At 41.4% G+C, this 12,371-nt stretch carries 12 protein-coding genes and 2 tRNA genes; 9 read left to right on the forward strand and 5 right to left on the reverse strand.

Annotated features, from left to right (window positions below; translation table 11 throughout):
- The first annotated feature begins 446 nt into the window (after positions 1-446).
- The 5 genes from IPK86_04270 (at position 447) to serB (ending at position 4,386) form a co-directional block, all read left to right on the forward strand.
- Positions 447-1,967 carry a cytochrome ubiquinol oxidase subunit I gene (locus tag IPK86_04270; protein ID QQS16627.1) on the forward strand — a complete coding sequence of 507 codons (1,521 nt, stop codon included), beginning with the start codon at positions 447-449 and terminating at the stop codon, positions 1,965-1,967.
- 12 nt (positions 1,968-1,979) lie between these two features.
- On the forward strand, positions 1,980-3,119 hold the full coding sequence (gene cydB / locus IPK86_04275; protein ID QQS16628.1) for a cytochrome d ubiquinol oxidase subunit II: 1,140 nt from the start codon (positions 1,980-1,982) through the stop codon (positions 3,117-3,119).
- Positions 3,120-3,130: 11 nt separating this feature from the next.
- Positions 3,131-3,238 (forward strand): cytochrome bd oxidase small subunit, CydX/CbdX family, encoded by a 108-nt coding sequence (locus tag IPK86_04280; protein QQS16629.1) that lies wholly within the window; start codon positions 3,131-3,133, stop codon positions 3,236-3,238.
- Positions 3,225-3,497, forward strand: a complete 273-nt coding sequence (locus IPK86_04285; protein ID QQS16630.1) for a hypothetical protein — start codon at positions 3,225-3,227, stop codon at positions 3,495-3,497. Before IPK86_04280 ends, IPK86_04285 begins: the two co-directional genes overlap by 14 nt.
- 208 nt (positions 3,498-3,705) lie before the next feature.
- Positions 3,706-4,386, forward strand: coding sequence for a phosphoserine phosphatase SerB (gene serB / locus IPK86_04290; GenBank protein ID QQS17076.1), 681 nt, complete (start codon positions 3,706-3,708; stop codon positions 4,384-4,386).
- Here serB and tilS read toward each other — a convergent pair.
- Together tilS and IPK86_04300 are read right to left on the reverse strand one after the other, a co-directional pair.
- Positions 4,367-5,740, reverse strand: coding sequence for a tRNA lysidine(34) synthetase TilS (tilS, locus tag IPK86_04295; GenBank protein QQS16631.1), 1,374 nt, complete (start codon positions 5,738-5,740; stop codon positions 4,367-4,369). The genes serB and tilS overlap by 20 nt on opposite strands.
- Positions 5,712-6,677: an acetyl-CoA carboxylase carboxyltransferase subunit alpha gene (locus tag IPK86_04300; GenBank protein ID QQS16632.1), complete on the reverse strand. Its 966-nt coding sequence runs from the start codon at positions 6,675-6,677 to the stop codon at positions 5,712-5,714. The genes tilS and IPK86_04300 overlap by 29 nt, the downstream gene beginning before the upstream one ends.
- A 172-nt stretch (positions 6,678-6,849) precedes the next feature.
- Here IPK86_04300 and IPK86_04305 point away from each other — a divergent pair.
- Positions 6,850-6,924, forward strand: a tRNA-Val gene (locus IPK86_04305).
- A 7-nt stretch (positions 6,925-6,931) separates the two neighbouring features.
- Positions 6,932-7,008: transfer RNA gene (locus IPK86_04310), tRNA-Asp, on the forward strand.
- A gap of 1,209 nt (positions 7,009-8,217) precedes the next feature.
- Here IPK86_04310 and IPK86_04315 read toward each other — a convergent pair.
- Together IPK86_04315 and IPK86_04320 are read right to left on the reverse strand one after the other, a co-directional pair.
- Complete coding sequence (locus IPK86_04315) at positions 8,218-8,871, reverse strand: hypothetical protein (protein QQS16633.1); 654 nt, start codon at positions 8,869-8,871, stop codon at positions 8,218-8,220.
- 588 nt (positions 8,872-9,459) lie between these two features.
- Positions 9,460-9,834: a hypothetical protein gene (locus IPK86_04320; GenBank protein ID QQS16634.1), complete on the reverse strand. Its 375-nt coding sequence runs from the start codon at positions 9,832-9,834 to the stop codon at positions 9,460-9,462.
- A 961-nt stretch (positions 9,835-10,795) separates the two neighbouring features.
- Here IPK86_04320 and IPK86_04325 point away from each other — a divergent pair.
- Entirely contained in the window at positions 10,796-11,047 is a 252-nt protein-coding gene (locus IPK86_04325) for a hypothetical protein (protein QQS16635.1), read from the forward strand.
- Positions 11,048-11,057: 10 nt separating this feature from the next.
- Positions 11,058-11,465, forward strand: a complete 408-nt coding sequence (locus IPK86_04330; protein ID QQS16636.1) for an NAD(P)-binding protein — start codon at positions 11,058-11,060, stop codon at positions 11,463-11,465.
- Between the two features lie 351 nt (positions 11,466-11,816).
- Here the strand turns inward: IPK86_04330 and IPK86_04335 are convergent, their stop codons facing one another.
- Complete coding sequence (locus tag IPK86_04335; GenBank protein ID QQS16637.1) at positions 11,817-12,332, reverse strand: DUF3800 domain-containing protein; 516 nt, start codon at positions 12,330-12,332, stop codon at positions 11,817-11,819.
- Between the last annotated feature and the right edge of the window lie 39 nt (positions 12,333-12,371).

Genomic DNA, 12,371 nt, shown 5'->3' on the forward strand with positions numbered 1-12,371 from the left:
GTTGACGACAACACTATATCATTGCTCTACAACGTCAGTTTGTTGTGACACTTAAACACATGCTACGTATACTACAGAAGTAAAAGATAAAAATGTGAGAATTGATACGGCACTTGAAATTTGCCTAAAATTTCATTAGAATACTTGGCAAATTTAGAGACGAATGGCTATGTTGGTGGTGTCGCCCGATACTTTACGCGCTACTTTGTTGTCTAAAAACAGGGTAGCTACAAAATCTCCCCTTTTTCACATCAGCATAATTGTAGTGATTAAACTCATAGCACTCACTACATTATGGTATTGCTTTTTTAGCCAACCGATTTCACATAATATGACCGTTAAAACGGAGCATATGGCTCACCATCTCTTAGCCGCACCTGCCCATCAAAAAGCAGCGAAGAACCTATTCAGTCCACTATTTCACCACCTAGAGCTTATATTGCGCCATGAATGAACTCGTTGATCTTTCCCGTTTGCAGTTTGCGCTCACCGCTATGTATCACTTTCTTTTTGTCCCATTGACTTTAGGCATGACTTGGCTATTGGTGATTATGGAAAGCCTGTATGTCATCACCCATAATTCGCTTTACAAAGATATGACCAAGTTTTGGGGGAAATTATTTGGTATTAATTTTGCTTTGGGTGTTACCACAGGCCTTACCTTGGAATTCCAATTTGGAACAAACTGGGCCTACTACTCTCATTATGTAGGAGATATTTTTGGTGCACCCTTAGCCATTGAAGGCATGATGGCTTTCTTCTTAGAATCCACATTTATTGGGCTTTTTTTCTTTGGCTGGGACAAAATGTCCAAAGCAAAACATTTGCTCTCTACAACCCTCATGGCCATTGGAACGAACCTGTCGGCATTATGGATTTTGATAGCCAATAGTTGGATGCAGAACCCGGTTGGCGCCCAATTTAATTACCTAACTATGCGCATGGAACTAGTTGATTTTTGGGCTGTTCTATTTAATCCCGTAGCCCAAATTAAATTTATGCATACCGTATCGGCTGGTTATGTCACAGGTGCGATGTTTATGTTATCGATATCAGCGTGGTATCTATTGAAACAACGTCATGTTGCATTTGCTCAAAAAAGTTTTTGCATTGCAGCAATTTTTGGTTTGATATCAATCATCTCGGTCATTTTGATGGGTGATGAGTCTGGATTGCATGTCAATAAAGTACAACCTTCAAAAATGGCTGCGATGGAATCCATCTGGGAAACAGATAAGGCACCCGCCCCTTTTAATATCATTGCTATAGCCAATGAAGCACAACAAAAAAATGACTATGCATTGCAAATTCCTTGGGCTATGGGACTCATTGCTACGCATTCCATGACTCAAACGATTCCAGGTATCCTTGAGATTCGCGCTCAAAATCGTCGTCGCATTGAATCGGGTATTAAAGCAGTATCAGCACTGGAAGCGTTAAGAAAAGACCTTCAAAACACCGCCTTAAAGCAGCGCTTTGAGCGCTATCAACAAGATTTAGGTTTTGGTTTATTACTTAAAAAATATACGCAAGATGTACGCCAAGCAACACCCGATATGCTTGATCAAGCTGCTCATGACACGGTGCCTTTGGTTACGCCATTATTTTGGAGTTTTCGTCTAATGGTTGGATTAGGGTTTGCTATGTTGATGTTATTCGGTATAGCAACTTGGTGCGCTCTTAAAGGCAAAGTAGATCAAAAACGCTGGCTTTTGCACTGGTCTTTATGGTTTTTGTTAGTGCCTTGGATATGCTGCGAATTAGGTTGGTTTGTTGCCGAATACGGCAGGCAACCGTGGTCTATTTATGGCATACTGCCAACACATCTATCCGTATCAACGCTGTCCATTACATCACTATATGCTTCTTTAATGGGTTTTATCGCGTTTTACACCATCTTATTTATTGTAGAAATTTATTTGATGATGCGGTTTGTTCGACAAGGACCAATTGTTGATGTGCATTGAGGGCATTCAACCATGTTAGATTATGAAATCCTAAAAGTGATTTGGTGGCTTTTAGTGGGCATATTATTGATCGGTTTTGCTATTATGGATGGGCACGATATGGGTGTTGGTACGTTGTTGCCTTTTGTCGGTCGCAATGATGTGGAGCGCCGGGTTGTCATCAATACAGTCGGACCGCACTGGGATGGCAACCAAGTGTGGTTTATTACAGGGGGAGGAGCCATTTTCGCAGCATGGCCGCTTGTGTATGCTACTGCATTTTCGGGCTTCTATTGGGCAATGCTTGCCGTTTTATGGGCGCTTTTTTTTCGACCAGTCAGTTTTGACTATCGGAGCAAAATTAATCATCCCGCATGGCGCAGTACTTGGGATTGGTGCTTATTCATAGGAAGTGCTGTGCCACCAGTTATTTTTGGAGTTGCGTTTGGTAATCTCCTACAAGGTGTTCCATTTTACTTTGATGATAATATGATCTCGTTTTACACTGGCTCTTTTTTTGCATTATTGAATCCTTTCGCTTTACTGTGCGGTATGGTCTCTTGTGCAATGATTACATTCCATGGTGCAATTTATCTTGCACACCGCACAGAAGGGGCTATACAGCGCCGAGCAAAATTAGCTGCATATATTTTTGGGATGTTACTTTTAGCCACTTTTTCGCTAGCCGGTATTTGGTTATTAGTTGACATTGATGGCTACGCTATTACATCAGCCGTAGATATAGGCGGTGTATTAAATCCAACTCATAAAACAGTGGTTCACCAAACAGGGGCTTGGCTGAATAATTATTATCGCCTGCCGATCACGATGGCTATCCCGACCCTTGTTTATATCGGAGTTGTTGGAGCACTGATTTTAAGCCGCTTGAGTAAAAATGCCTCAGCATTTATTTTTTCAGCGCTATCGTTAACAGGTGTCATTGCTACCGTTGGCGTATCGATGTTCCCTTTTATCATGCCATCTAGTAGCCATCCAAACGCTAGCTTGACAGTGTGGGATGGTACATCAAGCCAGCTAACTTTGATGATTATGTTATGTGTAGCAGTATTTTTTATGCCCATTATCTTGTTTTACACAGGTTGGGCTTACCGCGTGATGTCTGGTAAAGTCACAACAGACTACATCCATAAAAATAATCACTCGACTTATTAAGGGTCAATCATATGTGGTATTTCATTTGGATCGTTGGTATTACCTTAACCATCGTGGTTACGATTATGAGTGTACTAAAAAGTGAACGAGCTGCTGAAAAACATATTGGCAAAAAATAAATGGGTAATATGGGCACGGCGGCTTAGCTTATGTATTGCTATAACTATTACACTCACCGTTATCATCTATCCACATATTCTGTCGCAATCAGGACATCCCGATCATTTGGCGGCGATGTTTTTGTTTTGGACTATGAGCGCAGGATATATTTATGGTGTAGGCTATGTTCCAAAACGATGGCTTTTTCGTTGGTTGTTTGGTTTTACTGCCTGCTGGATTGCCTTAGCTGCTTCACTTTATCAATTAGGTAACTGGTAAGTAGTATTTAGCAGTTATGTATCGTTAGGGTTATGACTTCATCATGCCAAATACTACACTTGTTGTTTCATCACCCCACCTTGCCTCGCTGGATTTATCGCCTCTTATTCAGCTAGCCAAAGGCCAGCAAATAGTATACCCAAACCCAACCATTGCAAAATTGATAGGTGCCGTATCGGATCAAGCAGAGCAAATTACACAATGGGTTATGGCACAAAAAGTCGATATTGCTTGGGTCAATGCAAACACCCGCTTCACCGATTTTAGTCTAATTTTTTGCGATATGGATTCGACTTTCATCCAAGAAGAATGTATTGATGAAATTGCAGCACAGTGTGGTTTTAAATCACAAGTTACTGCCATGACTCAAGAAACCATGGCAGGCAATATCGATTTTGCAAGTGCTCTATGTCAGCGGGTAGCTTTATTAAAAGGGTTGCCCGAATCCGCTTTGGATGCCGTATACAAAAATTGTATTACGCTAACACCAGGCGCTAAAAACCTCGTTGATATGGCCCATCAACACGGTATACGCTTCATGCTTCTTTCGGGAGGTTTTAGCTATTTTGCGCAACGCCTAAAACAAGATTATCAATTGGATGCTGTGTTTGCGAATGAATTAAAAATCCGCAATGGACAATTAACAGGTTCCGTTAAACACCCTATTATTGACGGTCAAGCTAAAGCAAATTTACTCATCAAGGTAAGTCAATCATTAGGGTTATCTCTACAACAAGTAATTGCTATTGGTGATGGTGCTAATGATATATTGATGCTTCAAAACGCTGGCGTTGGTATTGCGTTTCATGCCAAACCTCAAGTCGTGCAAGCGGCCCGCTATGCTTTGCAATATAGCAACTTGGATGCAGTCAGGTGGCTTTTTCAATAGAGTAGCTTGTTGGCCTAAAATCAGGTAAATCATCCATCACCCATTGTGGCCAAAATCCGTTGTTCACCGCTTGGTCACTTGCCACACGAATAGATGGAATGGCAACACAGCATTGATTGGTATTGAGCAAGACTGGCCAGCGCTTTTGCAAAAAAATAGGAAGGTGCACAGTTTGAAATAGCTTATTTAAACGCTTGGCTCCAGATTTTGTATAAAACCTAGTACCAGCTGGGGCACGCATCAAATAGAGCCCGGCTTGAATAAGCGGATAAGGCAGACCATCTTTAGCAACGCACCAACTCAGTACCCCTCCCCATTGCGGCAAAGCCACCGTATCGGTATGATCAATGCGTACAGGCCCACAAGATAATTTTGCGTCAGGTAATGGCCAAAGCATAGAACGATAGCAGTAGACTTGGCCATTTGGTAAATGCCAAGTGGGTAATTTGTCCAATTTAGCCTGTTGGATTTGACGCAAAAATTCATCTAGCGATCGCTTGCTTGGTGTTCCCAAAGCGCTTTTTTGTGCCCATCTTAATAAAAGTTGCTTTTGTCGAGGATTGGAGAGCCTCTGCAATCGCTCAATAAGGAGGCACCCTTGATGCATGCAATCCGACAAATCCTGTAAAATGATTTCATCAAGTAGTGCCGCAGCATCAGCCATACAAGTTGCGCTATGTTGAAGATGCCGTTGGTAATTTGGCACACCCTTCCCCAAAACAGGCATCACAGCATGGCGTAACCAGTTACGTCGATAATGAGTATTCGCATTACTACCATCTTCAACCCAACGTAGTTTAGCTGCTTTGGCATAAGCAATCAATTCAGCTTTGGTTAGCATCAAAAGCGGACGCCACAATAAGATATCGGGCGTTAAAGCGCGACACATCTGCATGGCACAGAGCGCATGTACACTGCCTCCACGCAACGCTTGTAACAAATAGGTTTCCGCTTGATCATCTGCGTGATGGGCTAACAAAACAGCATGGGCTTGGCTACGGCAGAAAATAGCATAACGCGCTTGGCGTGCTGCCGCTTCTATCCCATTTTTGTGATGGGTAATGTTAACATGGGCTATCTGTAATGGTACTTGATAGTCAGTACAGACCACTTCGCAATGTTCAGCCCATTGATCAGCACAATTATTTAGCCCATGGTGTACATGGACAGCACTGAGCCTAAAACCAAACTGCTCTCTTATTCGGACAAGACCATCCAACAGCACTGTCGAATCCACGCCACCCGAAAAAGCTAATTCGACCGTACCACTCAAAGCAAGCGTACGAGGCCATTGTTGCATAAAAAGTGCTGGCCAATCAATCGGACTAGCGCCGACCTTTTTTAACCTTACCATAGCCCATCAGGCGATCGAAGCGATTTTGTAGAAGTGTTTCAATAGGTAAAGCAAGCAAAGCATTGAGTTCTTCTTGTAACACCATTTTTACTTGGGCGATCGCTTCGTCAGGGTAGCGGTGTGCACCACCACAAGGCTCTTCAATAACACAATCAATCAGTTTAAGAGATTGCAGATCATCGGCTGTCAGACTCAGTGCTTTGGCCGCATCAGCAGCTTTTTCGGCTGTTTTCCACAAGATCGATGCACAGCCTTCAGGAGAAATAACTGAATACACCGCATACTGCAACATATTGACCTTGTCGCCAACAGCAATGGCTAGTGCACCACCGGAACCCCCTTCGCCAATCACTGTACAAATAATAGGCACCTTTAAACAGGACATTTCATGCAAATTACGACCAATGGCCTCAGCCTGCCCTCTTTCTTCTGCCCCAATACCAGGATAAGCACCTGGTGTATCGATGAACGTCAAAATCGGTATCTTAAATTTTTCCGCCATGCGCATCAAACGCAATGCTTTACGGTAACCTTCGGGACGAGGCATACCAAAATTCCGCCCCACTTTCTCTTTAATTTCTCTACCCTTTTGATGGCCAATCACCATCACCGTATGGTCATTAAAACGCGCCAATCCACCGACTATAGCAGCATCATCTGCAAACCGGCGGTCCCCATGCAATTCTTCAAAATCAACACATAGTCCCTTGATGTAATCAAGAGTATAGGGGCGCTGAGGATGGCGTGCAACCTGTACAATCTGCCAAGGTGTCAAACAGGCATAAATGGATTTGACCAAAGACTGACTTTTTTTTTGTAAGCGGACAATTTCGTCGGTAATATCCAAACCAGAGTCGCCACGAATAGACTGCAAGGATTGAATTTTGTTTTCAAGTTCAGCAATCGGCTGTTCAAATTCCAGCATGGTCAAAGGCATCTTGCATCGTCACCATAAATTGGTTCAAAACTGATTAATCATACAGCAAGACTTCGCTAGTCGCTATAGTCTCATTCAATAAAATCAACTTCACGTTGTTCGTCCAATATCGTTCCATATCAATACGCAATATATAAGAAAGATTCATGTATAATGATATCATGGGTGGCATGGGTGGTTAGCTCAGTGGTGGAGCGCTGCCTTCACATGGCAGAGGTCACTGGTTCAAATCCAGTACTACCCACCATTGATTCGGAGCGGTAGTTCAGTTGGTTAGAATATCGGCTTGTCACGCCGAGGGTCGCGGGTTCGAGTCCCGTCCGCTCCGCCAGTTAATACGAGCTATTTCAAAAGAATAGGCAACTTGCTTTTTGATTTATATCCCAAAGTTTGGAATATGCGTTTCACTGTGAACTAAAATAGCTTGTCATCATTGTGCCCTATTTAATTTGATGGACTGGGTGTTTTTTTGTTACTTTATCTTACTGTCCTTGCCCTCTTCACTATTCTTCTGTCATAAACTTGTTGAATCATCCGATCACTGATGTGTCCTGTTGCAACTTGTGTATCCTTGTATATCCATTTGTCCATCTGAAGACTAAAGTGAGTAAAAACTGCACCCTGTTCTTGAGCTTTAGCAACACACAGCATCACCAGTCTATGTAAAATCGCTTTCCAAAAAAGAACCTAGAATAGTATCTCTGACATAGCTAAACAATTGAATGCATCTTTTGGGTAGTTCAAGCGGAAACGTTGCAGGACGCCCTATGCGTTTTGTGCTGTCACCATGAAATGTCCACAGTCCATTTATCCAATCAAGTTATCTCGTGTAATATCGGATTACCCACTGCGATTTTTCTTCTATTGCTCTTTGTGGAAAAACACTACCATCTCCACCAGTGCGATCACATAGGGACAAAAGCTGGCACACAAGAACCCCAAACTGTTCTTCTTGAGATATTGCCTTCATTCCAGATAATGGTGGTGAAATAATTCCAGTTCACTCTTTTGGCAATGTTAACTAAATCAGCATAGATGCTATGGTGGCTACTCTTATTCTTATCAAGGGAGATATTTAAGCAAAATCGAATCTTCTTTAGCGCATTTATAACACTTTTGCATCCAGTGCTGACTAAAAAATAAATACTCGGTGCCATTGGTTTATTGTCTGTGGATGAATACTGAATCCACATGATAAGGGAGTGAAGTAATGATGAGATCAACAGAGGGCTTCTCAACCAGCGTATCAAGGATATTGGTATGATAAACATTCAGCCACTCGTTTTGGAAAAAAGGCATTGGGAGGAGTTATTTGAGGCATACCATTCTTGTTTGAAGAAAAAAGATTCACAGCGTGCAGTGTTCACCAATGATACCACTGATTTAATGGGTTACTGATTTATCCTTCCCTCCCCTCTATCACTCGGTAGATTCGTGTTGACACTGCCACAACAATCCCTCTTTAACTAAACAAAACCCCCTCTTAAAAGAGGGGGTTAGGATTAACCCAAAAAATGTCAAGGGTAAAACAAGAGCGAGACTAAAACACAAAACCAAGACCGAGGGTAGTAGTCCAAGAAGGATCAGTATCCTTTTCTTTACTCATGTCTTTGTTAATAGCCAAAGTCAAACTGGCACCATCTAGGATCTTCCAAGACACTCCAGCACCAATAACGTATTCAAATGGGGAGTCAGTAGCGAAGCCAGCAGGAACAGCATCTTGTGCTTTCAAGGCAGCTTGTGCTGCCACGGCAGGCTGAAGCACCAGAGGCTCTTTTTGCACCACATCCCTTTCATACTTCACACTCAAGCCTAACTTAAGGCCTGCTCCATCTTTTTCAGTAGCTAAATGGGTAAAGTATCCTCCAATACCAGCACTACCCATTTTAAGGTCAATGTCTGCCATAATCCCGGCGATGAGATTACCGTCATTGACAAGATTCTTTCCCGCAAAGAATGTTTCGTTGGAAAAGTCAAAGTCAGCCAGATCCGTCAGATCCAATTGGGGATCTGTTCCCAATTCCATTCCTACAAAAAAGTCTCCTTGGATATATTCCTCAACTGGTGAGAAAACTTGTGAAGGTAAATAAAAAACGTTTTTATTAGCGAAAACTTGTGCTGGCAAAGACAAAACAGCAACCAAAGCTACAGGTGCCACCAGACCCAATTGGATTAAAGATTTCTTCATGGCCATACAACTCCTTCTATTGATCACTAGAGTGCTCTGGATCCTGGTAAAGTAGGAAAGTTCAAAACCTTTAAACCAAAAAATAAACCAAAAAAACTAAATTAAAAAACCACCAAGAGCTTTCCTATGCTACAAATCCTTTGATAAAGGTTAGCCTATTTTTTTCAAGGGGATATGGAAAAAATCCTAAAACAAAGAACAAGACCTAGAGGATGAAAAAATGACATTAGCGTAACTGGGGAGGTTGCTTGAGTGCTTTAGTCAGCTGAATTAATAAGTTTTGAATAAAAAACCCTCAGGTTTTATTCCTGAGGATTTAGAAAAGCGAAGCAAATCAGAAGTAAATCAGTTGTTAACTCTACTAATCCTCCGTACAACCGCATGTACAGCTTGTATCGTTACAGGTACAACCACAGGCAGCAAAGGCACCTTGTGCTAAAATAGAAAGCGAAAGGCACATTAACAAAGCAGCTATCTTCGATTTCATAGACTGCCTCCCTAAAATAAATACATTGCCAACCAAAAACAACTTCCTCAAGAACCAAACTACCCTTAAAATGATTCCTCACCCAAGAATCATTTTACAGGTTGCAATCAAAACTCTTCCAACATCTGGCACAAACTGCGAACCTTCTCACTGCGGTAAAAATCATCTTCGCTAAGTTCTTTGCAACGCTTTTTCATTGCACGCAACTCTTTTTCGTTAATTTTCAGATGGCGTAGCTTGTTTAGTAAACGGGCATTATTCAACCCTATCGCCTTTAAATTCTTTTCTGTTGCGATGTATAGATCCTCTAGGGTTTCTTGAGAATGATCTTTAGGCACTCCGATGAGGACAGTATCGCCTATCACAGCAATACCATCACCCACATACCGAACCTTTTCTAACGGATCATCCTTTGCACTGGCTGATGTAGCAATAAGGCTCAAGAATAGACCTACTAGACCCACCAAAACTTTGCTTTTCATAACTAACCTCCCACCAAAAGATAAACTCTGCACATTACCCTTACTTAGGAAACAAAACTCACATGTTCGGCCACAGAGGCTCTGTTGGTACAGGCTGACCTGGCAACGGTATACAAGCCCTCATCATCAACATAATAATCTATGCTCGTACTCCCTACATCCAATTGTTGTGCGTAAACAGTGGATGCTGATATCCCAAGTAAAATGAATGAGCAACAAGCCACAAGTATCTGCCTTAATTTCACAACAAGCTCCCCATAAAAAACAACACAGCTTCCAAAGTCTAGAAAAATAGGATTTCCCCCTATGCTGAGGGAATTCTATAAAATTTTATTTGGAATATTAACTACATCAGGACGAAATCTAAAAATTTTTTTTGGGATGGAAATTGTTAGACGCACATTCAATTTCTTGAGAAACTTTCTCTATGGATAAGCAAGCCAATGCGGTGGCTACCAGAGGATAGCATGACCGTCTATAACCAACGGCGTAGAACGTGTGCTGATAAATACTTGCAGAAGATTGTTGATTACAACAAAGTTGACTGCGTTTCGACCCGCTTGTTGTGCAACTAGCTCCTAATAAAGCTTAAAAAACCGAAGACACAATGGGTTAAAAGCTCGCCTGAGTATACTCACGATGAGCACTTGTAGCGTATCTTCTATCAATAAATGCTTAGCCCACTTGCTTAACCATTAGGCAAAACAACAATGGCGGAGTAGTTTTGAGCGCTAGAAGAAGTGGGGGTAGGAACTGATTGATGGCTCTGCATCTCTTGCTAGTTTGGAGCCAACTGGTTCTTCCGAACACAAAAAGCATTCCCTAATTTATACATTTGGTTTTCAGCCACAAAGAACCAAGCTGAAAATTGGTGACCGAGTCGTTGATGTTGCTAGCATGGAAAATGCAGGCACTATTGTTCATATTATTGATGAGGATACTTGTATTGTTAAAATCAAGCGTGAAGACCGTAAAAAAACCACCGCTAGAAAGCTTATCGATTGATCCATCAGAACCGATTAATACCAAAATTATTTATGCAACTATTTACAGCTATATTGATCATGTGCTTGATACTCCAAATCAACTCATGCCGCTTACGAGCAACTCCCGCGGAATTTGCCATGTATTCAAGGAAAACGATTCCGGTAACGCTATCATCACTTCCGATGACCTACAAGCTGATACGATAGAGGCAATTAGAGCTGGTTAAAAATAACCCTATGCCTGCTATACATGGTCGAGTTTGCTATCATCCTTGTGAGACTTTTTGTAATCGAGCTGAAGTTGATGAAGCCGTCAGTATCCATGCTGTTGAGCGGTTCCTAGGGGATGAAGCTTTGGAGAAAGGTTGGCCAATTCCTGAACCTGCGCCCCTAACGCATAAACGGGTACTCATTATTGGTGCAGGTCCTTGTGGTCTAGCAACTGCCTATTATTTAGGCCTCGCAGGACATGATGTGGAGATCCATGAAAATGGTCCAATGGCCGGTGGCATGATGCGTTTTGGAATCCCCACTTATCGATTGCCTCGACCCATTTTAGAAGGTGAAATTAGGCGCATTGAAAATATGCCAATTAAGATAGCAACAAATATGCTTTGTCATCAAATAATAACATTAGTGGCTTAACTACTAATTAGTTAGCAAAACACTTGGCTTAATTGTAACTATTCTAGTATCCTGCCACCGATAAATGGATTGGGAAACTCAATCGGCGTTTTGGTTCCTGTGAATACGGGAGCCTTTCGCTTTTTTAGGGAAATATTTTAAGTCCATACCCCTTTATTTTTCCTTCAACGCTATAGAATTTACCCTTAATGATCTCATAGGCTCTGTTTTTCTGTTCTGGCTTGAGAATAGAGCGACCAATCGGTCGTGCGATGAGATCGGATAATTGAAGGCCAAAATAGTTTGAGGTTTTTTGAAGTATTTTCAAATCAAATCTTTTGCCGAAAGTAGTGTAGTATCTTTTTTCACTGTTTATCGCCGGAAAGACAACTCCAATTCATCATCTTCTTTTTTGCCCCTTGTTTCAAAAACGATGGTCAGCTCTCTGTCTTCCTTCGTATTTTTTAGAAAAAGCTGTAAACGTTCTAAACAAAATTTAGTACTAAACTCGTATGGATTTACCGGAGAATTGTAATGGCTCTGTAAGTTCTTTTTGTCAATAATACAGGCGATGATTTTATATTTTGCTCGCTGCATAAAATCATTTAAATCATCAAAAAACCCTTCACGCAATGAAGTTTCTGATAAAAAAGTAAACTGTCCAACTGCTTTGTGGATTTCTCGTTCATGAAAAACAATGTGTGGATCTTGGAAATATTTAAGCTTCAATTCCAAGAATTTTGGAGTAATAAAATTAGCATAATGAGCACGCTCAATAATACAAAATACTAGAACAAATAAAGGGAATTCTTGATTATGAGGGCATAAATGATGGTCACCAGACTCATCAACAAAGACCAGATATTTATTAAAAATAGGAAGTATCATAATTTCAGCTTACTACGCAACAGACGATCATTGTACACC

This window comes from Neisseriales bacterium (assembly GCA_016699915.1).
In the GTDB taxonomy this organism is placed as follows: Bacteria; Pseudomonadota; Gammaproteobacteria; order Burkholderiales; family Q3-R57-64; genus Q3-R57-64.